Consider the following 24,114-nt stretch of genomic DNA (forward strand, 5'->3'; position numbering starts at 1 on the left):
CCCGGCGGCATCTGCCGCATGTTCGCCAGGTCCGCCTTGGGCTTCTTGAAGTCGTAGTCGTCGTTGTAGAAGCGGCCCGAGTGGATCTCCTCGTGCAGCTCCCAGGCGTGGATGTTCTCGCGGTCCGCCGTCGCCGACTTCTCGGGCGGATAGAAGGGAATCGTGGCCGCCCCGGGCAGCGGCTGGTGCGAGGCCACGATGTCGTCGGCCAGCGTCAGCGTATGCTGGCCCTGCGCATGCTGGTGGTAGTAATAGATGCCCTCGTGCTCCATCAGCCGCGAGACGAACTGCAGGTCGCTCTCGTCATATTGCACGCAGTATTCCCACGTGCGGTAGCTGCGGCTGAGTTTCTTTTCCATCGGATATCCGTACACGCCCAGCACCTCCTCGATGATGTCGGGCACGCTCTTGTTCTGGAATATCCGGAAATCGCTCTTGCGCGAGGCCAGCCAGATCCAGGGCTGCAGCCGCAGGCGGTAGGCGTAGAAGCGGTGGTCCTGCCCCTGCGTGCCGAAGCGCGTGACGATCCCGTCGAGGTAGCGCCGGCCGCCGCCTTCGGTCTCCACCACCACCGTGGCGCTCTTGCCCAGCAGCGCCTTGGGATCGATGCTTTTGTCCTCGCTCAGCAGGTCGATGTCGAAGCTGAAGACCTGGCTCAGTTCCTCCCGGCCCTTGAGTTCCCGGAAATTCAGCGCATCGCCCAGCGGCGTTTGAATGGTGACTCGACGTGTCATGATGCAACCAAACGTATTAAAAGTATTATTTGTTTCCTGTTTCAGGAAATGGTGCGAGCGCCAAATCATAGCCGTGATTGCTCCGCCGGCAATCATGGAATATTTGGACTTATACCTATTCGATTAATGAATACTCGGCCGTCAATTTGATAAAAACGGCTTAATGATCGTATAGAGCGATTAATTCGAGCAAACCGCGCTCACAGGCTGCCCGGTTTCACACAGGATCGGCGGAAGTGGGACAGGTCCTGAAACCGCGGCGGGCCTGTGCCCCGCCACGGCACCACCACTGCAACCTGGCTCAACCGCCCTGCAGCAATGCGAGCATGCCCGCCTCGTCCAGGATCGGCACCCCCAGCTCCTGCGCCTTGGCGAGCTTGCTGCCGGCCTCTTCCCCTGCCACGACATAGTGTGTCTTCTTGCTGACCGAACCTGCGACTTTGGCGCCGGCTGCTTCGAGCCGCTCCTTGGCATCCTCGCGGCTCAGGGTAGGCAGCGTTCCGGTGAGAACGAAGGTTTTCCCGGCCAGCGGCAAGGTGGTGCGCTCGGCGGGTGGCCCTTCCTGCCAGGTGACCCCGCAGGCCCGCAACTGCTCGACCACCTCGCCGTTGTGCGGCTGCGCGAAGAACGTGTGGATGGCCTCCGCGACGATGGGGCCGACGTCGTTCACCTCGAGCAGTTGCTCCACGGTGGCGCCAATGATGGCATCCAGGCCGCCGAAATGACGCGCCAGGTCCTTGGCCGTGGCTTCGCCCACATGGCGGATGCCCAGGCCGAACAGGAAGCGCGGCAGCGTGGTGTGCTTGGACTTTTCCAGGGCCGCCAGCACGTTCTGCGCGGATTTCTCCGCCATGCGGTCCAGGCTGCTGAGTGCCGCCAGGCCCAGCCGGTACAGGTCCGGCAGGGTGCGGATGACCTGGCCTTCCACCAGCTGGTCCACCAGCTTTTCGCCCAGGCCTTCGATGTCCATGGCCCGGCGCTGGGCGAAGTGGAGCAGCGCCTCCTTGCGCTGGGCCGGGCAGAAAAGTCCCCCCGTGCAGCGGTGGTTGGCTTCGCCTTTCTCCCGCACGACCGCGCTGCCACAGATGGGGCAATGGCGCGGCATGCGGAAGTTCGGCACGTAGGGCGACCTCGGTGCGGCACGCGCAGCATCGGCCCCGGATGCCGTGCCATCGGCCCCGGAAGCGGCGTCCACCAGGGCATCGGAGCCCTGCAGCGCGCCCGCCACGGGCAGCAGGGCTGCCGGCACCGTGCCCACCACTTCGGGAATCACATCCCCCGCGCGGCGCACGATGACCTGGTCGCCCACCCGCACACCCTTCTTGCGGATCTCGAACAGGTTGTGCAGCGTGGCGTTGGTGACGGTGACGCCGCCCACGAAGACGGGAGCCAGCCGCGCCACGGGGGTGAGCTTGCCGGTGCGGCCGACCTGCACGTCGATCCCCTCCACGCGGGTAACCATCTCCTGCGCCGGGTACTTGTGCGCCACGGCCCACCGCGGCTCGCGGGTCACGAAACCCAGCTGGCGCTGAAGCGCAAGACTGTTGACCTTGTACACCACGCCATCGATGTCGTAGGGCAACCGGTCGCGGCTCTCGCCCACCTCCCGGTGAAAAGCGACCAGCTCGGCCGCGCCCAGCGCGGTCCGCACCTGCGCGGCGACCGGGAACCCCCAGGCCTTGAGCTGCTGGAGCATGTCGAAGTGGGTGGCGAAGTCGGGTCCCCCCTCTGCCGCCGGAGTGATGTCGCCCAGGCCATAGGCGAAGAAGCTCAGGGGCCGCTGCGCGGCAATGCCCGAGTCGAGCTGGCGCACCGCACCGGCCGCCGCGTTGCGCGGGTTGACGAAGGTCTTGCCGCCGGCCTCGCGCTGGCGCTCGTTGAGCCTGTCGAAATCCGCACGGCGCATATAGACTTCGCCCCGCACTTCCAGCACCGGCGGCACGCCCTTGTCGCCGCCGGTGGGCAGCGTGAGGGGAATCTGGCGGATGGTGCGGATGTTGTGGGTCACGTCCTCGCCCACTTCGCCATCGCCGCGCGTGGCGGCCTGCACCAGACGGCCGTTCTCGTAGCGCAGGCTCATGGCCAGGCCGTCGAATTTGGGCTCGGCGACGTATTCGAGCTGCGGTGCATCGGGCGCGAGCTTGAGTTCCCGGCGCACGCGGGCGTCGAATGTCTCGGCGCCGCTGGCCTCGGTGTCGGTCTCGGTGCGGATGCTGAGCATCGGTACCGTGTGGCGAACGGGCGTCAAGCCTTCCATCACCGCACCGATCACGCGCTGCGTGGGCGAATCGGGCGTGACGAGTTCGGGGTGTGCCGCCTCCAGTGCCTGCAGGGCCTGGAAGACACGGTCGTATTCAGCATCCGGTACGGTGGGTGCATCCAGCACATAGTACTGGTGCGCCCATTGGTGCAGCTGCGCCCGCAGCGCGGCGACGCGGCGGCCCAGGTCCTCGGGGTTGTCCTGGTCAGGAGCAAAAAACAGGTCGGGATGTTCGGCCATGGCGATCGTCTTTCGGAAAAGGGGCACGGCGGGCCGCCGCCGGGCCGCCGTGCGATGTTCAGCTGAACAGCCGCCGCGCCAGTACCGACCCGGCCGACAGTTCGCGGCTGTCGAGCTTGTCGTAGAGCAGCTCCAGGTCCGCGGCGATCGGGTCCATGGTCATGGCCGGCAGCGGTGTACCGTTCTGGTCGCACAGCACGCCGTCCATGGCCTGGCCCAGGGACGCAGCCACCTCCCGCAGGCGGGCGAAAGGTTGCTCGCTGCGGTGGACCTGTGCCACGTCCAGGCTGAGCGTGATGTCGCGGATGGCCGACTGCTCGGGATCCTCCGACAGCGCGGCCTGGGTGTCGTAGCTCAGCGTGAGCACCGGCGGGAGACCCTGCCCCCCGGCCGGCAGAACCAGGCGGCCGGGCATGGCGCCGGCCGTGAAGCCCTGGCGCAGCGCATTCTGCTGGACGTAGCCCGGGCTCCATGCCGCATGGCGGGCGCGCAGGCAGAACGCCAGCTGCGCGTCATGGTCGCTGGCGAACTGGTCCAGTTCGCGGGCGCGAGCGACCTCGTGCAGCATGTCGGGAAAATCAGGCGTGGCGTTGATCGCATCCGCGAAGCCCTGGGCCTTGAGCACGAACTCGGAAAACTCGATCTCATTGAGAGCGCCTACCCGGTTGGCGAGCTGCACGCCGGCCTGGAACTGGGTGTAGCGCTGGCCCGGCACGGGTGTTTCCCACTGCTGGGCCGCGTCGTTGAAGCCTTCGATGGCGAACGGCTTGCTGCCGGCCCTGCGGGTGGTCGGCAGCGCGGCCAGCGCGGCATCGCCGGAGACGACCTGTTCGGGAATGATCGGTGCGATGGCATCGATCAGTGGGTCGAGCCCTCCCCTGCGTTCAGCGGGAGGCACGGGCATCTGCAGCGAATCCTGCCAGTCCACGGCATGGCCACCCTGAGGAGCCTCGCCCGCGGATGCCGGCAGCGGCGCTCCCGGGGACAGGCCGCCGGCCGGTCCGGCAGGCAGGTCGAAGCCCGGCTCCTGGCGCACCAGCGTATCGGCGCCGCCTGCATCTGGCCCCTCCTGGGGACTGGCCCGCTTGGGCGCATTGCGGTGGGTAGTCCAGGCGTTGTAGGCGACGACGATGGCCAATACCACGCCACCCGCGATGATGAGGCCGAGTTGGAAATTGCTCATGGTGTGAGTGAAACGATGTAACGCGGTGGCCGGCTGCCCTGCTTCATGCGGATTTGCTGTAGGACATCAGGCCTCGGCCATCGACAGCGCAGATTCCATATCCACGGCGACGATGCGCGAAACCCCCTGCTCCTGCATCGTCACGCCGATGAGTTGCTCGGCCATTTCCATGGCGATCTTGTTGTGGCTGATGAAAAGGAACTGCGTGCCGCGGCTCATGCTCGCGACGAGTTTGGCATAGCGCTCGGTGTTCGCGTCGTCCAGCGGCGCGTCCACCTCGTCCAGCAGGCAGAACGGTGCGGGGTTGAGCTGGAAGATGGCGAAGACCAGCGCGATGGCCGTCAGTGCCTTCTCTCCGCCGGAGAGCAGGTGGATGGTCTGGTTCTTCTTGCCCGGAGGCTGCGCCATCACCTGCACGCCGGAGTCGAGGATTTCGTCCCCGGTCATGATGAGGCGCGCCTGTCCGCCGCCGAACAGTTCGGGGAACATGCGGCCGAAATGCCCGTTCACGGTCTCGAAGGTGCCGGACAGCAGCGTGCGCGTCTCGGCATCGATCTTGCGGATCGCATCCTCGAGCGTGTTCATGGCCAGCGTCAGGTCCTCGGTCTGGGCATCGAGGAAGGTCTTGCGTTCGCGGGCCAGTTGCAATTCGTCCAGCGCGGCGAGGTTGACGGCGCCCAGGGCCGTGATCTCGCGGTGGAGCCGATCGATCTCGGACTGCAGGCCGGCGGCCCGCACGCCGCCTTCTTCGATGGAGCGCGCCACGGCGTCCAGGTCGGCCTGCGCGTCCGCGAGCAGGCTGGTGTATTGCTCCAGGCCCAGCCGGGCGGCCTGTTCCTTGAGCTGGAAGTCGGTGATGCGCTGGCGCAGCGGATCGAGAGCGCGCTCCAGCTCCAGCCGCCGTTCGTCGCTCGCGCGCAGGCGGGCCGTGAGATCGTCGTACTCGCTGCGCTGCGCGGCCAGTGCCTTCTCGCGATCCATCTTCAGCTCCAGCGCCTGCTGCAGGCCCCCTTGCGCCGCCGCCGAAGACAGGCGGCCCATCTCATCCTGCGCGCGCTGGCGCTCGTCCTCCAGGGAGGCGACCTGCGTGCGCGCGGTGTCGATGGTGCGCGCCAGTTCTGCACGCCGCGCTTCCAGGCTGCGGCGGGAGAACGTCGCTTCCTGCGCCTGCCTCTCCAGGGCGCGCTGCTGCTCGCGGCACTCGTTCAGGCGCCGTTCGGCCTCGATCACCCGGTCGCCCAGCTGGGCATGGCGCTCCTGGCTGTCGGCGAGCTGCATGTCCAGCTCCTCGAAACGCGCTTCGGAAGCCACCGACCGCTCCTGGAGGTCTGCCAGTTGCGCCTCCACCTCGGCCAGATCGGCGCCGATCTGCTCGCTCCGCGCCCGGGCCTGCTCTGCCAGCTGGTTCAGGCGCAGGCTCTCGACCTGCAACTCGTGGCGCCGCCCCTGGGCTTCCGTGGCTTCGCGCCGGGCCGTCACCAGCCGCTGCGAAGCATCCGCATAGGCCGCCTCGGCGCGGACGAGCGCGGTGCGCGATTCCTCGTGGATGAGTGCCTGGGCCCGCAGTTCTTTCTCGAGGTGCTCGATTTCCTGGGCGCGCGCGAGCAGGCCCGACTGCTCCGAATCCTGCGCATAGAAACTCACGCCGTGCGCACTGACCGCATGCCCGCCCGGAACGTAGATCGCCTCGCCGGGCCGCAGCTGCGTGCGGCGGTCCAGCGCCTCGTCCAGCGTGACGGCCGTCTGGCATCCCTGCAGCCAGTCCTCCAGCACCGCACGCAGGCCGGCTTCCGGCACCCGCAGCAGGTCGGCCAGCCGTGGCGCGGCCGGCGCCGTGCCGGACGACCCTGCCGCGGAGGGCGCGCTGTAGAACGCCAGGCGGGCGGGAGGTGCATCCTGCCCACCGGAGCCGAGAAATCCTCGGACGGTATCCAGGCGCCCGACCTCCAGCGCGCCCAGGCGCTCGCGCAGCGCGGCCTCGAGTGCGTTCTCCCAGCCGGGCTCGATGTGCAGCCGGCTCCACAGGCCCTGCAGCCCGTCCAGCCCGTGCCGGGCCAGCCATGGCTTGAGCTTGCCGTCCGTGCGGACCTTCTCCTGCAGGGCCTTGAGCGCCTCCAGCCGGGCAGACAGGTCCGCCTGGCGGGCACCTTCGGCGTTAGCGGCCTGCTGCCGCTGGCGGCGCTCCTCGTCCAGTTGGGGCACGCTGTCCTGCAGTTCGGACTGCCGCGCCTCCGCCATTTCGGCGGCTTCCTCGGCCTCCTGCAGTTGCCCGTTCAGGTTGGCCAGGCGCGCTTCGTCAGGGGCCGCCAGCGCATTGCGGTCGGCACGCAGGCGCTCGTGCCGCGACTCCGCCTGGCGCCGCTGTTCCTGCAGGCTGCGCTGCTCGGCGGCAAGCACCTGGATCTGCTGCTGCACCTGCACCACCGTCGCGCGCTGCGCCTCGGAGCGTTGCTGCGCCTGGCGCAGGGCCTCCTCGAGGTCGGGCATCTGCATCGCCTGCTCTTCGACCTGGGCAGCGAGCATTTCCGCGCGCTCCTCCGCATCCACGCCGGCACCGGCGAGGTTCTCCATCTCGGCCTCGGCCTCTTCCTTGCGGGTCGACCACTGCACGATCTGCTCGGCCAGTTGGGCCAGCCGCTGCTCAACGCGCTGGCGGCCCTCCACCACGTACCGGATCTCAGCCTCCAGCTTGCCGACCTCGGCGGTCGCCTCGTAGAGCCGGCCCTGCGCCTGGTTGACCTGGTCGCCGGCGGCATAGTGGGCCTGGCGGATGGTTTCAAGATCCGCCTCCACATGGCGCAGATCGGCCATGCGGGATTCCAGATCGTTTACCGCCTGCAGCCCTTCCGTGCGAACGCGGGTCTGTTCGGCTTCCGCGTCGGCGCGCTTGAGGAACCAGAGCTGGTGCTGCCGCAGCGTCACGTCCGACTGCAGCGCGTTGTAGCGGGCCGCCACTTCCGCCTGCTTCTCCAGGCGCTCCAGGTTCGCGTTCAGCTCCCGCAGGATGTCCTCCACGCGCGTGAGGTTCTCGCGCGTGTCAGCCAGGCGGTTCTCGGTCTCGCGGCGGCGCTCCTTGTACTTGGAGACACCTGCCGCCTCCTCCAGGAAAAGCCGCAGCTCTTCCGGACGCGATTCGATGATGCGGCTGATCGTTCCCTGCCCGATGATGGCGTACGCGCGGGGCCCCAGGCCGGTGCCCAGGAACACGTCCTGCACGTCGCGGCGGCGCACGGGCTGGTTGTTGATGAAGTAGCTGCTGTTGCCTTCCCGCGTGAGCACGCGCTTGACGGCAATCTCGGCGTACTGGTTCCACTGCCCGCCGGCCCGGTGATCCGCGTTATCGAAGACCAGTTCCACGCTCGATCGGCTGGCGGGCTTGCGGTGCGTGGTCCCGTTGAAGATCACGTCCTGCATCGATTCGCCGCGCAGCTCGCTCGCCTTGGACTCTCCGAGCACCCAGCGCACCGCATCCATGATGTTGGACTTGCCGCAGCCATTGGGCCCCACCACGCCTACGAGCTGGCCCGGCAGCACGAAATGCGTAGGTTCGGCGAACGACTTGAAGCCGGCGAGTTTGATGGAATTGAGGCGCACGGATGGGGCGGCAGGCGTGGGTGCAGCGTGGCGAGGGGCGGCAAGGCAGTTTCCGGAACGGAGGGACGGCAAAGCCTCCCATGTCTGCCGGGCAGCGACGGATGATACCGTGGCCCACCGGCCCGCCAGCCGTTTCGGGCTTCGTGCGTGCCACCGGTGCTTCGCCCGCCAGGGCCGGTACCTGGCATGCCGATGCTGCAATGCGGTCTGTCGTTGAATTCCGCCAAGCAGAACAACGGAAGCATTCGCCCTACCACGGCGTTCCTGCAGCATCCCCCCGATCACCCGCCCGATATGACCATCCCCCCCCTTTCCTCCCGGGGCAACATACGCCCCTCCACCATGCCACAGTCGCCATCGCCTGCCCTGCAGGCTGCGCCCCTCGGTGCGGGACGGCAGCGCAGGCTTCCCGGGAACGGCATGCAACTGCCGCCCCGAGCCGCACCGCGCATGGCCGATGACCCGTTCGCCGCTCGCCCTGGCCCGGCCCATCCGGCCCCGCCACGCAGCGTCGCACACCCTCCGGGTGACATCGACCTGGCCCAGGTGGATCTGGGCCAGGCGCTGGCCTGCGTGGACCTGCCGGCGGCCCCGGCCAAGGGCGGCGGCCACGCTTCCATTTCTCCCGCGGCCCTGGAGCGGATGCGGCGCGAAGTGCTCGAATGCATGCGCGCCCTTTCAGGCCATGCCTACACCGAGGACTCCAGCCGGATTCCGGCCGTGGGAGGACTGGTTTTCGAGTCCACATGGTCCACGCCCGCCCTGCGGTGCTGGAAAGGCGCCACGCAGGATGCCGAAGTGCTGGTCCTGGCCTTTTCCGGCACGCGCATGGACGACCGCAAGGATCTGCTCTGCGACTTCAGCAGCCAGTGGACACGGCCGCACCGCAATCCGTTCGGCGATCATCTGCCGGCCCTCGGGGCCGTGGGCATGGGCTGGCAGGACCGCTGGCATGAAGAGGCCCGGGCATCCCGGGCGGGGGGGCGCACGCTGCGGTCGCTTCTGGCCACCAGCGCAGCCGATGCCAGGGATGCAGGCCGGATGCTGTCGGTTTCGGTGACGGGCCACAGCCTGGGTGCGGCAGTCGGCATTCTCGCGGGAGTGGACATCGCCAACTTCCTGCGGCACAAGGAAATCGACGGCCAAGTGAGTACCTACGCGTTCAATCCCCCCAGGATCGCACCGGACGGGATCGAGGGGAGATTCCAGGAGGCACTGGAACTGCGCCTGGGCAGCAATCCCGGAATGCGGTTCGCGCTGCGCCAGTTCGTTCGGGAACAGGACCCCATCCAGTCCATGCCGCTGGGCATGCGCCACCCGGCGTGGTCGCACCTGCAGGGCAGCCGCGTGCACCGCACGGACCTTGCCCATGCCATGATCGCCACCTGCGCCGACCGGCCCGCCAGCCGCTGGAATCCCGCGGCGAATCACGACCTGTCGCCCTGGAAGCAGGCCATCGGCCAAGGTATGTCCGCCAGCGAGCTGCGGGCGCTCTTCGATTAAAGCGCAACCGCCGCGACCGCCGGAGCCCGCGGCCGGGGTGCCCGGGTTTCAGGCCGCGCCGCGGGGCGCGAAGGCAATGACGGCCATGCCCGCCAGCGTCACCGCCGCGCCGGCGAGATCCCAGCGGTCGGGCCGGATGCCGTCCACCGCCCAGAGCCACCCCAGCGCCACGGCCACGTACACCCCGCCATAGGCGGCATAGACACGTCCGGCTGCTGCTGGATGCAGGGTGAGCAGCCAGGCGAACAGGGCCAGGCACGCAGCACCCGGCAACAGGAGCCAGGCACTGCGGTCCTGGCGCAGCCACAGCCACGGCAGGTAGCACCCCGCGATTTCCGCCAGCGCCGTCACGGCGTACAGCAAGAGGGTCTTGAGTTCCGCCACGCCTGCCACCTCAGTGCGTTGCCGGAGGCGCGCCAGCACCATCCTTTGGCGGGAACGACAGGACCAGGTGCTCGAAGTCGTCCGCACTTACCGGGCGGCTCAACAGATAACCTTGCCAGGCGTGGCAATGGTTGCGCTCCAGGAAAACGCGCTGCGCCTCCGTCTCCACGCCCTCGGCGATGACCCGCAGGCCCAGGCTGGTGCCCAGCGCCACGATGGTCCGGGCGATGGAAGCGTCGTTCGGATCGGTGAGCACATCGCGCACGAAGCTCTGGTCGATCTTGAGCTCATCGAGCGGAAGGCGCTTGAGGTAGGCCAGCGACGAATATCCGGTACCGAAATCGTCCAGGGAAAACCCCACGCCATAGGCGCGCAACTGCTGCATCTTCTGGATGGTGTCTTCCAGGTCCTGCTGCAGGAGGCTTTCGGTCATCTCGAGCTTGAGGCGGCGCCCTTCCGCGCCCGTGCCGGCCAGCGCCGCGAGCACCTGCCCGACGAAGCCGCCCTGGTGGAACTGCCGTGCGCTCACGTTCACCGACAGGCTGATCTGGGACAGCACCGGATGGCGCGACCATTGGGCCAGCCGCTCGCATGCTGCACGCAGCACCCATTCCCCCAGGGGGAGGATGAGCCCGGTTTCCTCCGCGAGCGGAATGAACTCGCCAGGCGAAACGAAACCGCGGGCCGGATGGCGCCACCGCAGCAGGGCCTCGGCTCCCACGATGTGGCCGTGGTGCACCTGGGGTTGGTAGAACAGCTCGAATTCGCCACGGCCCAGGCCGTCCCGCAGGTCGGTTTCCAGGGCCGCACGCGCAGCGACCGATGCCTGCATCTGCGGATCGTAGAAACGCAGTGCATTGCGGCCGCTGGCCTTGGCCTGGTACATGGCGAGGTCCGTGCGCTGCAGCAGCTCGTCTACCGTCTCCCGCGCCCCCTGGAACACGGTCACGCCCATGCTCAGCGTCGTATGGTGGGCCTCGCCCTCCAGCATGAACGGATGGCGCATCGCCGCCAGGATCTTCTGCCCCATCTCCTCCGCCCGGGCAGCTGCGCCCTGCGGGCTCTGGCCCAGGTCTTCCAGCACCACCACGAACTCGTCGCCCCCGTGCCGTGCCACCGTATCCTCGTTCTGCACGCAGCCACGCAGGCGCTGGGCCACCTGGCGCAGGAGCATGTCGCCGCGCTCGTGCCCCTGGGTCTCGTTGAGGGTCTTGAAATTGTCCAGATCCAGCATGAGCACCGCGCCGCACCGTCCGCGGCGCACGCTGGCAGCCAGTGCCTGCTGCAGCCGGTCCACCAGCAACCGCCGATTCGGAAGCTGCGTCAGGGGGTCGTAGTAGGCCAGGTAGTGGATCTCCTCTTCCGCGGCCTTGTGCTGGCTCAGGTCCACCATCGTGATAAGGCAGGCACCATCCAGCAACACCCCGGCCATGTCCACCGTGCGCACGGAGCCGTCGCCGCAGGTGATGGCGTATTCGCGCGACGGCAGCGTACCATCGCCGGCACGCGCGGCAATGCAGGCGGCGTCCCAGTCCGCCATGGCCTGCTCCCGGCGCAGCGCGTCCGGCTGCACCGCCTCCCACCACTCGCGCACCGTGGAAGGCACTGCGTCGGAATGGCGGCAGATCTGCTCGAAGCGCTCGTTGCGGAAGCTCAGTGTTCCGTCCCGCGCGACGAGGCAGACCCCTACCGGCAGACGGTAGAGGATCTGCCGCAGCCGCGCTTCGCTGTCGCGCTGCGCCGCTTCCATTTGCTTGCGGTCGCTGATGTCCTGCACCACGGCGATGTGCTGGGCCGGCTGCCTGCGGTCGTTGCGCATTGGCGCCAGGCGCAGTTCCGCCCAGACCATCTGGCCGTCCTTGCGGCGGTAGCGCTTCTCGTACCGGTATTCCTGCTGCCCGCCCGTCGCGAGGCGGTCGATCACGGCCTCGGTCTCGGCCTGGTCGTCCTGGTGGGTCACATCGCGCACGGTGAGGGCCAGCAGCTCCTGAGGTTCATAGCCCAGGATCTGGCAGAAACGCGCATTCGCGCGCACGAAGCGCCGCGTTGCGGTATCCACCTGCGCCACCCCCACCGCGGCCTGGTCGAACAGCGTCTGGAAAGGATCTTTCAGCGCGGCGTGGCGCCAGCGCCAGGAGGCTGCCAGAAGCACGAGCAGCAAGGTGGTCACCGCACCTCCCGCTGCGGCCAGCCAGGGCACCGCCTGCTCGGCGGGCGATAGGAAGCTGTCCTGCGAAACGAAGGTCAGCTTCCACCGCCGGTCGTAGATCTGCAGTTCGCGCTCGTAGCGATGCGCGCCGGACGCCGTGGCAGGCAGCTCCAGCATGGTCCGGGTGCCGGCGGGCAGCGCGCCCCGCACCGAGCCGACATCCTGCACCCCCAGGCCCAGCCCCGTGAGGCGCCCCTCCTCGCGCAGCGCGCTGACCAGGTCATGGAACCGTATAGCGGCCGCCACGGACCCCACATAGCGCTGGCCGCCTCCTGCGCCGTCGATGAACACCGGCAGGCGCAGGCTGAATGCGGCCCGGTGCTCGGAGGCCTGCAGCATGTCATAAGGAGCGGAAGCGATGGCGCTGCCGCTGTCGCGGCTGTAGCGCACGGACTCCATGGTGGCAGGTATGGCCCCTATGTCCAGCCCGACGACCCCCATGTTGCCCGACCGCGGCCACACGTAATCCGCGATGTAGTAGTCCGGGCGATCGCCTTCCGGGCGGATGGCGAACGGTGGCATGCCGTCGGTGGTCAGGGAGGCATCCGCCCGCACCGAAGCTTCGAACGCGGCCCTGTCGGCGTTCAGCACGTAGCGCGTGAATGCCAGATTGACGATACCTGCGTACTGGGGCCAGAGCCGCAGCTCGCGCAACGCATTGTCGAACTCGGCACGGGTCAGGTGGGGATTGACGATGAAGAGCCCGCGCACCCCGGTGAGCAGCCCGAGGTAGCGCCCGACATGGGTATCGAGCGCGACGGTGGCCGCCGACGCCTTGCGCTCGAAACGCGCCTGCGCAATGGTGTCCACGGAAGTCCGCTGCCACTGCCAGAGCCCGGCCCCCACGCCCAGGGCCAGCAGCACCGCGGAAATGCCCAGCCACGGAAACCGTGCAGGCAGGCGCAAAGCGAGGGGCGAAGGCATGGGCGGCGGAAAACGGAGCACGCGCGGAGCACGTGGATGCGGCACAGCGGGTTGGGATGAAACGTCTGAGGATAGCTTCAACGGAACGCCGTTTTTGCGAGCTGGGGCCGTTTGGGCTTTTTTGTGACAATCATGTATCCCGCCTCCATAGCTTTCATGGGTACCCCTGTCCTGCCGGGATGCCCGGGCCGGCGCCAGCCGCCTACAGCCCGGCGGCCATCATGCCCATCAGCACCAGAAGGGCTGCCGCGAGCGCCGGAGGCATCACCCAGGCGCCGAACTTCAGGAACTGCAGCGCACTCACCTCGATCCCTTCCCGCCGCAGGGCCGCCAGCCACAGGAGGGTCGCAAGCGAACCGGTGATGGACAGGTTGGGGCCGAGATCGACACCGATGAGTGCCGCGGCCCGCAGCGGCTCTGCGGCATGGGCAGCCTCCAGGGCGGCACCGGCCAGCAGGCCGGCCGGCAGGTTGTTCACCAGGTTGGCGCCGAAACCCAGCAGCGCACCGAGCACCGGGCCAGCGGCCAGCGGCGCGGCCGCCGCAGCCTCGGCCAGCATGCGGGCCAGGTGCCCCACCACCCCGGTGACTTCCAGTGCCTGCACGAAGACGAAGAGTCCGGCCACCAGCGGCAGCACGCCCCAGGACACCGATTTCAACACCGGCCCCACCTGGTGGGCGCAGCCCACCCGCAGCAGCGCCAACGTCAGCAGCGCCGCCCCCAGCGTCGGAGCGCCCAGCGGAATCCGCCACCAGGCGCACCCCACGAGTACCACCGCCGACACCGCCAGCCCTGCAGCGGCAAGGCGGCCGCCGGCACCCAGCGGACGGGCTGGCACCTCGGCGGCCACGGGCCGGTCGATGTCCCGCCGGACGCGCCATTTCAGGACCCAGTACGTAGCGCCGATCGCCGCGACGGACGGCAGGCCGAACAGCGCCAGCCAATGGGGCAGCGACGGCATCTGCCCCCCGCCCCACAGGACCAGGTTGGCTGGATTGGAGATGGGCAGGAGAAAACTGGCCGCATTGGCCACGAAGGCGCAGATCAGCAGATACGGCAGCGGCGCCGCGCCCACGGCCCGCGCCACGGCGATCACCGCCGGCGTGAGCACGACGGCCGTGGCATCGTTGGACAGCGTCGCGGTCACCAGCGTGCCGACGCCGAAAACCCATGCGAAGAGGCGCTCGCCCGAGCCTCGCGCCCGGCGTGCCGCCTCGACGGCCAGCCAGTCGAACACCCCTTCGCGGCGTGCCATTTCCGACAGCAGCATCATGCCGGCCAGGAACAGATACACGTCGTGTCCGCGCAGCACGCCTTTCCATGCCTCCGTCCAGGGCAGCAGGCCGGACACGGCGAGCACGAGTGCGCCCCCCACGGCCCACACGGCCTCGGGAACGCGCGCGGGCCGCAGGATGACGGCGGCGGTGGCAACGGCGATCACGCCCCACGTCCACCCGGGATGGGCCATTGTCAGCATGGAAAGCGATTCCTTTCTGTGCGCGGCCGGCAGGACAGCTCCCGGCGCGCGCTGTTGTATGGTTCTATCGCAGGGGCTGTGCCACCTGCCGGACGCGGATTCTAGGGAACCCGGCCGTGGCCATCGGCAGGAATGGCCCTTGCCGCCCAGAACGCGACCTTGGCCTACATGGCGCCGATTGACCCCTCCCGCATGTGCGGCGCGCAGCGCACCTACCATTGCGACCTGATCAGGAGTGAGCCTGCCCGTGTTCCAGTACTTCGAAAACCGCGTCCCCCCCTACCCCTCCACCGAACCCACCCTGCCGCCCAAGGGCTTCATGGCTTTCGTGTGGGCCTGCACGCAGGGCCTGCGCGGCCATGTGATGGCGATGGCGGGGCTGTCGGCGGCCATCGCCGTCTATGAGGCGTTCCTTTTCTCTGTGCTCGGGCACCTGGTGGACTGGCTGTCCGGAACAACCCCCGCCAGCCTCTGGACGGAGCACCGGGGGGCGCTCTGGCTGATCGCAGGCCTGATGGCGGCCAGCATCGGGCTGGTGGTGCTGCAAACAAGCGTGAAGCACCAGGTGCTCGCCATCAACTTCCCGCTGCGGTTGCGCTGGAACTTCCACCGCCTGATGCTCGGACAGAGCATGTCGTTCTACGCGGACGAGTTCGCCGGCCGCATCACGACGAAGATCATGCAGACGGCGCTGGCCGTGCGCGACATGATCTTCACGACCACCGATGTGGTGATCGGCATGGGCGTCTATCTGGTCACCATCCTGGCGCTGGCCGCCGGCTTCGACGCCCGGCTGCTCGTACCCTTCGCACTGTGGGTGCTGTGCTACGCCACCGCCTGCTGGTACTTCGTGCCACGGCTGGGCAAGGTGGGCAAGGCGCAGGCCGATGCCCGTTCCGTGATGACGGGCCGCATCACCGACGCGTACACCAACATCGCCACCGTCAAGCTGTTCTCCCACACGCGGCGCGAGGCGGAATTCGCCCGCGCGGCCATGGACGCCTTCAAGCACACGGGCTATGCGCAGATGCGTCTTGTCAGCACCTTCGAGATCGTCAATCACGTGCTGGTCGTGGGCATGATCCTGGGGGCCTGCGGCACGGCGCTGTGGCTCTGGTCGATGGGCCAGGTGGGCGCGGGCGCGGTGGCGGCGGTCACGGCCATGGCGCTGCGGGTCTCGGGCCATGCGCACTGGGTCATGTGGGAAGTGACCACGCTGTTCGAGAGCGTCGGCACCATCCAGGACGGCATCAACACGCTCACCCGCCCCCGCACCGTGGTGGACGCGCCGGACGCCCGCCACCTGGCGGTGACGCGCGGCGAGGTGACTTTCGAGGGCGTGACCTTCGGCTACCAGCCGGGCCGCCCGGTGATCGACGACCTGCACCTGACCATCCGGCCCGGCGAACGCATCGGCCTGATCGGACGCTCCGGAGCAGGCAAGTCCACACTCGTGAATCTGCTGCTGCGCTTCCACGACGTGCAGGCCGGCCGCGTGCTCATCGATGGCCAGGACATCGCTCACGTGACCCAGGACAGCCTTCGCCAGTCCATCGGCATGGTCACGCAGGATACGTCCCTGCTGCATCGCTCGATGCGCGACAACATCCTCTACGGCCGCCCCGATGCCACGGACGCGCAGATGCACGAGGCCGCCGACCGCGCGGAAGCTGCTGCCTTCATCGATCAGCTCACCGACCTGCAGGGCCGCAGCGGCTACGAGGCGCAGGTGGGTGAACGCGGAGTGAAGCTGTCGGGTGGCCAGCGCCAGCGCGTGGCCATCGCGCGGGTCATGTTGAAGGACGCGCCCATCCTGTTGCTGGACGAGGCCACGAGCGCGCTCGACTCGGAAGTGGAAGCCGCCATCCAGCAGAGCCTGGACACCCTGATGCAGGGCAAGACCGTCATCGCCATCGCCCACCGCCTCTCCACCATCGCGGCGCTGGACCGGCTCATCGTGCTAGACGCCGGCCGCATCGCCGAGCAGGGCACGCATGCCGAACTGCTGGCCCAGGGCGGCGTGTATGCCCGGCTGTGGGCTCACCAGAGCGGCGGCTTCCTGGGAGAGCCGGACGGCGCCTGACCGCCGCTGCGGGGGAAAACCGCCGGACGGCTGTCTTGCGACGTACCCCTCAGCGGGGGCGCAGCGGCCGCGCGGGATTGCCGCCCACGGTGGCGCCGGACGCCACGTCGCGCGTGACGACACTGCCCGCACCGATCACCGCCCCATCCCCCACCGTGATGCCCGGCAGCAGGATCGCCCCGCCGCCGATCCAGACGTCACGGCCGATGCGCACCGGCCGGCCCGACTCCAGCCCGGTGGCGCGGATGGCCGCGTCGCGGGGATGGTCCGCCGCGTAGATCTGCACGCCGGGCCCGATCTGCGTTCCGTCGCCGATGTGCACTTCCACCACGTCGAGGATCACGCAATTGAAGTTCAGGAACACGCCCGATCCCAGGTGGATGTTGAAACCGTAGTCGCAATGGAACGGCGGCCGCACCGCCGTACCTTCACCGACGGACCCCAGGCCCTCCAGCAGCAGCATGTGCCGCCCGCGCGCATCCAGGCTGGCATGGGCCGCCATATCGTTGTAGCGCGCCATCCAGCGGCGCGCGGCGGCCATGTCGGCCTGCAACTCCGCGTCGCCGGCATGGTAGAGCTCGCCGGCCAGCATTTTCTGTTTTTCGGTCGCCATGAATCATTCTGAGGGGCTACAGAAGATGAGCCTGTCGGAGACCCGCCCGATCTGCGGCGGCCGCACCGGTTCACTGCGGTGGCCCAGGCTGCCCCTGGACTTCTGCCGAGCAGCTGCTGGCGGCAACAGTTGCTGCGCCTGTCTGCGGGCACGCAGCCGAGGGCATGCGTCAGGTGATCAGATCTGCCTGGGACTTGCCCAGCGACTTGATGGCCTTGGCAACGCCCTCACTGCTCTTGATGGTGAATTCGTTGAGCGCTGCCTGCATCTGCGCCCGCACGGAGGCTTCGGTGAGCGCATTCTGGTTCGCGATCTGCTGCTCCTGGGCCGAGATGGCACGTCGTGTGGAACCGTCGGGGCGGTGCGGGTCCTCCTCGCCGTCTTCCGGATCATCGTCACCATGGCCGAAAGACGGGTGGGATGGAGTCGGCGGGAAGTGGGGCATCGGGAAACCCGGCCCCTCTCCATGCGGCATGCCGCCCTCTCCGTCGAATGGAATGTCCTCGCCGGCATGTCCGTCTGCTTTTCCGTGGGACGCGGGCAGGGCCTCGGTGGGCTCGCCGCCGTCCTCGCGCGGTGGGGGCGCGGCGTGATGCGCCGTAACCGCCGCAGGACGGCCGTGCGCGGGCAATGGCGGCTTCTCCGTGCTTTCCGGAGTGGCCTCCTGGTGGGACGCCGCCGCTGGCGTTTCCTCCGGGTTGTGCAAAGCACGCTGCCGCTGGAACAGCGCATTACCCCGCAGACTGGAGGGACTCGCGAGCACCCGGCCGCCACGCGGCGGCAGGGCCGCCTGCCCCCCAATGGACGCAGGCCGCTCACGCCCGGCCAGCCCTGCCGGGGCATCGGGGCCCTTCCGTGATTCGGGGCGCGGTGGCGGAGGCGTGGCATCTGCCTCCCTGGACAGCGGCTGGCGCAGAGCCGACAACGGAGATGAGATAGCGCCGGTGCGTGCGTTCATGGACAGAGACGATGGATGTATTGCGACCCAGTGTGCAGGGCACGACATACCGGGGGCACGGTCGCAGCGAAGCCGGCCCCGTGCATGCGAAAGAAGAAGCAGCGCCTGCGCCAGTTGCGTCGATCCCCTCCTACGCACGCCAGCGCTTCCGGCCTGCCACGTGCCGCCCGGCCCCCTTCAACAATGCGTCACACCATCTCTCCACAACATATGTAAGGGCAACACCATGTCGATCTCCCTCATCCTGCTCATCATCCTGATCCTCATCCTGATCGGTGTGCTGCCGACCTGGGGCCACAGTCGCGCATGGGGCTACGGGCCCAGCGGCGGCGTGGGCCTGGTCGTCGTGATCCTGCTCATCCTGCTGCTGATGGGACGCATCTGACAGTAGTCCGGCAGCTTCCCCCAGGACCTCTGCAAGAGGCCGCAAGCGACAAGGCCCGGTGCAAGGCACCGGGCCTTTTTTGATGGCGGGCAGATTGCGGGGAACACAGCTCCGGGTAGATCCCGCCGCCCTGGAGCAAGGCGAGGTCGGTACGTGAGGCCCGACAAAGAAAAAAGGCCCAGCTTCTTTCAAAGCTGGGCCTCTCACATCAATGGTCGGCGTGGCGGGATTCGAACTCGCGACCCCTTGCACCCCATGCAAGTGCGCTACCAGGCTGCGCTACACGCCGACAAGACTTAGATTATATGGCAAAAAATCAGTGGCCGGACAAAAGTGCACGAATTTCCAATAATTCTTTCCGCAGCCCTTCCAGGGACAGGCCGCCGCGCTCCGCGTCAGCGCCTGCGCTGCCCGACGCCACGGACACATCGCCTTCGTCACCCTCTCCATGGCTGTCCACCTCCTGCAGGCGGTTGCGCGCCCCACTGATCGTGAAGCCCTGGTCATACAGCAACTCCCGGATACGCCGGATCATCAGCACCTCGTGGTGCTGGTAGTACCTGCGGTTCCCCCTGCGCTTCATGGGGCGCAGCTGCGTGAACTCCTGCTCCCAGTACCGCAGCACATGGGGCTTGACTCCGCACAGCTCGGCAACTTCGCCGATGGTGAAGTACCTTTTCGCGGGAATGGAAGGAAGCGGCGTGCCCATGGGAGTGCGCAAAGGGTAGAAGCGGACGGCGGGAAGGGTACTGCAGGGCCGGGGAACGCGCCAGCGGCTCAATCAAGTGCCGGCCGAAAGGTGTGTACGCGCCCCGTCCTCGTCAGGCGGCTGGCGACCCGCCGCCCTGGATCTGCTCCTTCAGCTTGGTGCTGGCATGGAAGGTGACCACCCGGCGCGCCTGGATCGGAATGGCTTCCCCCGTGCGCGGGTTGCGCCCCGGGCGCGGTGCCTTGGTGCGTATCTGGAAATTCCCGAACCCGGAAATCTTCACGTCCTGGCCATCCACCAGGCGCTGCGCGATCAGGTCGAAGAACGCGTCGATCATGTCCTTGGACTCCCGCTTGTTCAGGCCGATCTGGTCGAACAGCAGTTCCGCGAGCTGCGCCTTGGTCAGCGCAGGCGTCTCCAGGCTCTCCACGGCCAGTTCCATCATGTCCGAGCCCTTGGAAGTGTGGGTCAAAGTCATCACCGCAGTCGCGCCCCCAGTTGCTGCTCCAGCTGCCGCAAAACCGCCTGCAGCGATTCGTCGATCTCCGCGTCGGTGAGCGCCGTCACGCCGTCGCCCAGGGCCAGTCGCACCGCGAAGCTTTTCTCCCCGGGGCCAAAGCCGGCCACGGGCTCGCCATCCTTGCCGCGCTTGGGCCGGAAGACGTCGAAGAGCACCGACGAGCGCAGGCGCGTGGCGGGCAGCGCGCTGCCGATCACGCGCATGACGTCCGCATGGGTCGTCTGCTCGGACACGACGATGGCGATGTCGCGTTCCACGGCCTGCTGCTTGCCCACCGCGGCGAACCGCGGGACATCGCGCGCCAGCACCGCGTCCAGCTCGAGTTCGAACAGCACCGGAGCCTGAGCGAAATCCCATTGCTGGCGCCACTTGGGATGCAGCTCGCCAACGAAGCCGATGCTGCGCCCTTCCAGCAGCACCCGCGCACAACGCCCGGGGTGCATGGCCGGATGTTCGGCGGGCTCGAATACGGCCTTGCGTGGAGCGAGCAGCGCTTCCACGTCGCCCTTCACGTCGAAGAAGTCCACTGCATCGTCCTTGCGGCTCCACTGCAGCACATCCCCTGCTCCGTAGGCCGCGCCCGCGACACGCATGGGCTGGTGGAAACCTTCGACCGTGGTGTCGGAGCTAGCCACGCCCGCATCGCGCAGGAACACGCGGCCCAGTTCGAACACGCGCACCCGGGGTGCCTTGCGGTCGAGGTTGAACTTCAGCACCTGCAGCAGCGATCCCAGCAGCGACGAGCGCATGACGCTCATCTGGCTGGCGATGGGATTGAGCAGGCGGATGGGTTCCGCATTGGCTGCGAGGTCACGCTCCCACAGCTCTTCCACGAAGCTGAAATTGATGGTTTCCTGGTAGCCGAGGGCCGCCAGTTCCCGCCGCACCGCGAATGCGCTGCGCCGGTCTTCACGCCGCAGCTTGGGCGTGATCGGGGCGAGGGGCGGCGTCTCGGGAAGCTGGCCATAGCCCACGATGCGCACCACTTCCTCGATCAGGTCCTCCTCGATCGCGATGTCGAAACGATAGGACGGCGGCGTGACCGTGAGGCAGCCTTCACCCTCTTGCGGCTGCAATCCGAGCTTGCGCAGGGCATCGGCGCACTGCGACAACGTGAGCGGCATGCCGATCACCTTGGCCGCGCGCTCGACCCGCAGCGTCACCGGCCGCGCTTGCGGCAGGTTCGGCGCCTGGTCATCGATCGGGCCGCAGACCGTCTCGGGCGTGCCGCAGATCTCCAGCACCAGTTGCGTGATGCGCTCGATATGCTCCACCGTCAACCGAGGGTCCACGCCGCGTTCGAAGCGGTGGCCTGCATCGGTGGAGAAGTTGAAGCGGCGCGACCGGCCCGCCACCGCCTTGGGCCACCAGAAGGCCGCCTCGATGTAGATGTGGCGCGTATCGTCGGACACCGCGGTGGCGTCCCCGCCCATGATGCCGGCCAGCGACTCCACCTGCCGTTCGTCGGCGATCACGCCGACCTGGCCATCGACATCGACCGTGGCGCCATTGAGCAGCTTCAGCGACTCGCCTTCGCGGCCCCAGCGCACCTCCAGCCCGCCATGGATCTTCTCCAGGTCGAAGATGTGCGACGGCCGGCCCAGTTCGAACATCACATAGTTGGAGATGTCCACCAGCGGCGACACGCCGCGCTGGCCGCAGCGTGCGAGACGGTCCAGCATCCAGCGCGGCGTGGAGGCCATCGCATTGATGTGGCGCACCACACGGCCGGAAAAGCGGCCGCACAGGTCCGGCGCACTGATCTTGACGGGCAGCACCTCGTCACTGCCCACCGGCGCCGCGGTGCACACGGGCTCGCGCAGCGGCGCGCCCGTCAACGCTGAAACTTCGCGCGCGATGCCGTACACGCTCAGGGCGTGCGCCAGGTTGGGCGTAAGCTTGAGCGTGAACAGCGTGTCGTCGAGTGCGAGGTACTGGCGGATGTCCTGCCCCACCGGTGCATCCGCCGGCAGCTCGAACAGGCCTTCATGGTCTTCCGAGAGCTTGAGTTCGCGCGCGGAGCAGAGCATGCCCTGGCTCTCCACGCCGCGGAGCTTGCCCACCTTGATGGCGAAAGGCTTGCCGTCCTCGCCCGGAGGCAGTTCGGCACCCACCGTGGCGCAGGGTACCTTGATGCCCACGCGGGCGTTGGCCGCACCGCAGACGATGTTCAGCAGAGCGGGCTGGCCGACATCGACCTGGCACACCCGCAGCCGGTCGGCATTGGGATGCTGCACCGCTTCCTTGATCTCGCCCACCACCACGCCGTGGAACGGGGGCGCGACGGGGGACAGGTCCTCCACCTCCAGGCCCGCCATGGTGAGGGTTTCGGCCAGCTCTGCCGTGGACAGGGGCGGGTTGCAGAATTCGCGCAGCCAGGATTCAGGAAATTGCATAGTCGGTTCAAAAGGAGCGGCCGGCGCCGCAGGGGCCGGGCCCGCACGGCGAAGTCGAAAAGGGGTTCAGCGCTTACTGAAACTGCGAGAGGAAGCGGATGTCGCCGTCGAAGAACAGGCGCAGGTCGTTGACGCCGTAGCGCAGCATGGTGAGGCGGTCGGGGCCCATGCCGAATGCAAAACCGATGTACTTCTCGGGATCGAGCCCCATGTTGCGCACCACGTTGGGATGCACCTGCCCGGAGCCCGCCACTTCCAGCCAGCGGCCTGCCAGCGGACCCTCCTGGAACTGGATGTCGATTTCGGCGCTCGGCTCGGTGAACGGGAAGAAGCTCGGGCGGAACCGCAGCACCAGATCGTCGCTTTCGAAGAAGGTTCGGCAGAAGGCGGTGAACACGACCTTCAAGTCCTTGAAGCTGACGTTCTCGCCGATCCAGAGCCCTTCGCACTGGTGGAACATCGGCGAATGCGTAGCATCGCTGTCCACCCGGTAGGTACGGCCCGGGGCGATCACGCGGATCTCGGGCATGGGCTGGCCGGCGTCCAGCAACGCGCGGTGCTTCTTCACATGCTGGACGGCATGGCGGATCTGCATCGGGCTGGTGTGCGTGCGCAGCAGCAGCGGGGCGGACGCCGTGCCGCCCTCCACGTAGAAGGTATCGTGCATCGAGCGCGCGGGATGGTCCTCCGGCGTGTTCAATGCAGTGAAGTTGAACCAGTCGGATTCGATTTCCGGCCCGTCTGCCACGTCGAAACCCATGGATCCGAAGATGCCCTCGATGCGTTCCAGGGTGAGCGAGACGGGATGCAGGCCGCCCTGCCCCCGCTGCCGGCCGGGCAGCGTCACGTCGAGCGCCTCGGCCTGCAGTTGCGCCTGCAGTTCGGCGTCGGCCAGGGCCTGGCGGCGCTCGTTCAGGGCCTGCTCGATGGCCTGCTTGGCCACGTTCACCGCGGCACCCCGGGACTTCTTCTCCTCGACAGGCAGCTGGGCCAGGCCCTTGAGGAGTTCGGTCACTCGCCCGGCCTTGCCCAGGAACTGGGCCTTGGCATTTTCCAGGTCGGTGGGCGTGGCCGCGTCCGCGAACATCCTGCGGGCGGCATCTACCAGGGAATCCAGCTCGTTCATACCAACTCTTTGTCGTCTTGGAGAAATAAACAAGGGCTAGCGCCTTTTCAAGCCCTAGCCCTTGCTGTTGTTGCGCAGGCAGCTACCCGGAGAGGATAGCTGCCGATCGTGAGATCAAGCGGCGGCCAGCTTGGCCTTGACTTGTTCCACGATGCTGCCGAAGGCAGCCTTGTCGTGCACCGCGAGGTCGGCCAGCATCTTGCGGTCGATCTCGATGGCAGCCTTCTTCAGGCCGTTCGTGAACTGGCTGTAGGTCAGCCCCAGTTCGCGGGAAGCGGCATTGATACGGGCGATCCACAGTTGGCGGAACACGCGCTTCTTGGTACGACGGTCACGGTAGGCGTATTGGCCTGCCTTCATCACCGCCTGCTTGGCGATGCGGAAGACGTTGCCGCGGCGGCCGCGGAAACCCTTGGAGAGGGCCAGGACTTTCTTGTGACGGGCGCGTGCCGTTACACCACGTTTGACGCGAGGCATGTGTGTACTCCTTGTTCGTCAGTCAATTAAACGCCCATGCCGGGCAGCATCTGTGAAATCGAGCCCATGTTGGTCTCGTGCACAGCAACCGCACCACGCAGATGGCGCTTGTTCTTGGTGGTCTTCTTGGTCAAGATGTGACGTTTGAAGGCTTGACCGCGCTTGACGGTGCCACCGGGACGAACGCGGAAACGCTTTTTCGCGCTGCTCTTGGTCTTCATTTTGGGCATTTCAATGCTCCTTTTTGTCGTGCTCGCGAGGCGTTTGCAGACCCATCCGCAAACTTGCAGGCCCCGAGCCACTTCTTGTGCGGCGCCCCATGGGATGCCGCGGCAGGGT

General features: G+C 67.7%; 18 protein-coding genes and 1 tRNA gene. 3 read left to right on the forward strand and 16 right to left on the reverse strand.

Annotated elements, in window-relative coordinates; genetic code table 11:
* The 4 genes from T336_RS0100005 to smc form a co-directional block, all read right to left on the reverse strand.
* On the reverse strand, nt 1-734 hold a 734-nt coding region (locus T336_RS0100005), incomplete at its 3' end, for a type VI secretion system Vgr family protein (RefSeq protein ID WP_026431046.1).
* Nucleotides 735-1,035: 301 nt separating this feature from the next.
* On the reverse strand, nt 1,036-3,234 hold the full coding sequence (gene ligA / locus T336_RS0100010) for an NAD-dependent DNA ligase LigA (RefSeq protein WP_026431047.1): 2,199 nt from the start codon (nt 3,232-3,234) through the stop codon (nt 1,036-1,038).
* Between the two features lie 58 nt (nt 3,235-3,292).
* The gene (locus tag T336_RS0100015; RefSeq protein ID WP_026431048.1) at nt 3,293-4,417 is read right to left on the reverse strand and encodes a cell division protein FtsZ; all 1,125 of its coding nucleotides are present in this window, start codon (nt 4,415-4,417) and stop codon (nt 3,293-3,295) included.
* A gap of 66 nt (nt 4,418-4,483) precedes the next feature.
* The gene (smc, locus tag T336_RS0100020) at nt 4,484-8,011 is read right to left on the reverse strand and encodes a chromosome segregation protein SMC (RefSeq protein ID WP_026431049.1); all 3,528 of its coding nucleotides are present in this window, start codon (nt 8,009-8,011) and stop codon (nt 4,484-4,486) included.
* 342 nt (nt 8,012-8,353) lie between these two features.
* Between smc and xopAP the strand changes: the two genes are divergently transcribed.
* Nucleotides 8,354-9,514 carry a XopAP family type III secretion system effector gene (xopAP, locus tag T336_RS0100025; protein ID WP_244883838.1) on the forward strand — a complete coding sequence of 387 codons (1,161 nt, stop codon included), beginning with the start codon at nt 8,354-8,356 and terminating at the stop codon, nt 9,512-9,514.
* Between the two features lie 48 nt (nt 9,515-9,562).
* Here xopAP and T336_RS0100030 read toward each other — a convergent pair whose 3' ends face one another.
* The 3 genes from T336_RS0100030 to T336_RS0100040 form a co-directional block, all read right to left on the reverse strand.
* Entirely contained in the window at nt 9,563-9,898 is a 336-nt protein-coding gene (locus T336_RS0100030; protein WP_026431051.1) for a YnfA family protein, read from the reverse strand.
* Between the two features lie 10 nt (nt 9,899-9,908).
* A complete protein-coding gene (locus T336_RS0100035) occupies nt 9,909-13,031 on the reverse strand; it encodes a bifunctional diguanylate cyclase/phosphodiesterase (RefSeq protein ID WP_026431052.1) in 3,123 nt (1,040 codons plus the stop codon).
* Nucleotides 13,032-13,233: 202 nt separating this feature from the next.
* Nucleotides 13,234-14,508, reverse strand: a complete 1,275-nt coding sequence (locus tag T336_RS0100040; protein ID WP_026431053.1) for an SLC13 family permease — start codon at nt 14,506-14,508, stop codon at nt 13,234-13,236.
* Between the two features lie 247 nt (nt 14,509-14,755).
* Here T336_RS0100040 and T336_RS0100045 point away from each other — a divergent pair, with 247 nt between their 5' ends.
* Nucleotides 14,756-16,591 (forward strand): ABC transporter ATP-binding protein, encoded by a 1,836-nt coding sequence (locus tag T336_RS0100045; protein ID WP_026431054.1) that lies wholly within the window; start codon nt 14,756-14,758, stop codon nt 16,589-16,591.
* A 49-nt stretch (nt 16,592-16,640) separates the two neighbouring features.
* On the opposite strand, the gene T336_RS0100050 is transcribed toward T336_RS0100045, so the two are convergent.
* Both T336_RS0100050 and T336_RS27270 read right to left on the reverse strand, forming a co-directional pair.
* Complete coding sequence (locus tag T336_RS0100050) at nt 16,641-17,204, reverse strand: sugar O-acetyltransferase (protein ID WP_026431055.1); 564 nt, start codon at nt 17,202-17,204, stop codon at nt 16,641-16,643.
* A gap of 169 nt (nt 17,205-17,373) precedes the next feature.
* Complete coding sequence (locus T336_RS27270) at nt 17,374-18,162, reverse strand: hypothetical protein (RefSeq protein WP_244883839.1); 789 nt, start codon at nt 18,160-18,162, stop codon at nt 17,374-17,376.
* Nucleotides 18,163-18,388: 226 nt separating this feature from the next.
* Between T336_RS27270 and T336_RS25805 the strand changes: the two genes are divergently transcribed.
* Nucleotides 18,389-18,547, forward strand: coding sequence for a DUF3309 family protein (locus T336_RS25805; protein WP_019703522.1), 159 nt, complete (start codon nt 18,389-18,391; stop codon nt 18,545-18,547).
* A gap of 212 nt (nt 18,548-18,759) precedes the next feature.
* On the opposite strand, the gene T336_RS0100065 is transcribed toward T336_RS25805, so the two are convergent.
* The 7 genes from T336_RS0100065 to rpmI all read right to left on the reverse strand — a co-directional run bounded on the left by T336_RS0100065 (nt 18,760) and on the right by rpmI (nt 24,005).
* Nucleotides 18,760-18,836 (reverse strand) — tRNA-Pro (locus T336_RS0100065).
* 27 nt (nt 18,837-18,863) lie between these two features.
* Nucleotides 18,864-19,256, reverse strand: coding sequence for a MerR family transcriptional regulator (locus tag T336_RS0100070; protein ID WP_019703521.1), 393 nt, complete (start codon nt 19,254-19,256; stop codon nt 18,864-18,866).
* Between the two features lie 112 nt (nt 19,257-19,368).
* Nucleotides 19,369-19,734, reverse strand: coding sequence for an integration host factor subunit alpha (locus tag T336_RS0100075; protein WP_020425073.1), 366 nt, complete (start codon nt 19,732-19,734; stop codon nt 19,369-19,371).
* A complete protein-coding gene (pheT, locus tag T336_RS0100080; protein ID WP_026431056.1) occupies nt 19,734-22,172 on the reverse strand; it encodes a phenylalanine--tRNA ligase subunit beta in 2,439 nt (812 codons plus the stop codon). Before pheT ends, T336_RS0100075 begins: the two co-directional genes overlap by 1 nt.
* A 73-nt stretch (nt 22,173-22,245) precedes the next feature.
* Nucleotides 22,246-23,298, reverse strand: a complete 1,053-nt coding sequence (gene pheS / locus T336_RS0100085) for a phenylalanine--tRNA ligase subunit alpha (RefSeq protein WP_019703518.1) — start codon at nt 23,296-23,298, stop codon at nt 22,246-22,248.
* A 114-nt stretch (nt 23,299-23,412) separates the two neighbouring features.
* Nucleotides 23,413-23,775, reverse strand: a complete 363-nt coding sequence (gene rplT, locus T336_RS0100090) for a 50S ribosomal protein L20 (protein WP_011795945.1) — start codon at nt 23,773-23,775, stop codon at nt 23,413-23,415.
* A 26-nt stretch (nt 23,776-23,801) separates the two neighbouring features.
* Nucleotides 23,802-24,005 (reverse strand): 50S ribosomal protein L35, encoded by a 204-nt coding sequence (gene rpmI, locus T336_RS0100095; RefSeq protein ID WP_008904041.1) that lies wholly within the window; start codon nt 24,003-24,005, stop codon nt 23,802-23,804.
* Nucleotides 24,006-24,114: the final 109 nt, after the last annotated feature.

This window comes from Paracidovorax oryzae ATCC 19882, from assembly GCF_000687165.1.
Taxonomy (GTDB): Bacteria; Pseudomonadota; Gammaproteobacteria; order Burkholderiales; family Burkholderiaceae_C; genus Paracidovorax; species Paracidovorax oryzae.

Bases quoted from the DNA above. Each gene is read 5' to 3' on its own strand.
- rplT (WP_011795945.1), bottom strand. From the start codon at position 23,775: ATGCCTCGCGTCAAACGTGGTGTAACGGCACGCGCCCGTCACAAGAAA.
- T336_RS0100075 (WP_020425073.1), bottom strand. From the start codon at position 19,734: ATGACTTTGACCCACACTTCCAAGGGCTCGGACATGATGGAACTGGCC.
- ligA (WP_026431047.1), bottom strand. From the start codon at position 3,234: ATGGCCGAACATCCCGACCTGTTTTTTGCTCCTGACCAGGACAACCCC.
- T336_RS25805 (WP_019703522.1), top strand. From the start codon at position 18,389: ATGTCGATCTCCCTCATCCTGCTCATCATCCTGATCCTCATCCTGATC.
- T336_RS0100015 (WP_026431048.1), bottom strand. From the start codon at position 4,417: ATGAGCAATTTCCAACTCGGCCTCATCATCGCGGGTGGCGTGGTATTG.
- T336_RS0100050 (WP_026431055.1), bottom strand. From the start codon at position 17,204: ATGGCGACCGAAAAACAGAAAATGCTGGCCGGCGAGCTCTACCATGCC.
- T336_RS0100035 (WP_026431052.1), bottom strand. From the start codon at position 13,031: ATGCCTTCGCCCCTCGCTTTGCGCCTGCCTGCACGGTTTCCGTGGCTG.
- T336_RS0100070 (WP_019703521.1), bottom strand. From the start codon at position 19,256: ATGGGCACGCCGCTTCCTTCCATTCCCGCGAAAAGGTACTTCACCATC.
- rpmI (WP_008904041.1), bottom strand. From the start codon at position 24,005: ATGCCCAAAATGAAGACCAAGAGCAGCGCGAAAAAGCGTTTCCGCGTT.
- T336_RS27270 (WP_244883839.1), bottom strand. From the start codon at position 18,162: ATGAACGCACGCACCGGCGCTATCTCATCTCCGTTGTCGGCTCTGCGC.
- xopAP (WP_244883838.1), top strand. From the start codon at position 8,354: ATGCCACAGTCGCCATCGCCTGCCCTGCAGGCTGCGCCCCTCGGTGCG.
- T336_RS0100040 (WP_026431053.1), bottom strand. From the start codon at position 14,508: ATGCTGACAATGGCCCATCCCGGGTGGACGTGGGGCGTGATCGCCGTT.
- pheS (WP_019703518.1), bottom strand. From the start codon at position 23,298: ATGAACGAGCTGGATTCCCTGGTAGATGCCGCCCGCAGGATGTTCGCG.
- pheT (WP_026431056.1), bottom strand. From the start codon at position 22,172: ATGCAATTTCCTGAATCCTGGCTGCGCGAATTCTGCAACCCGCCCCTG.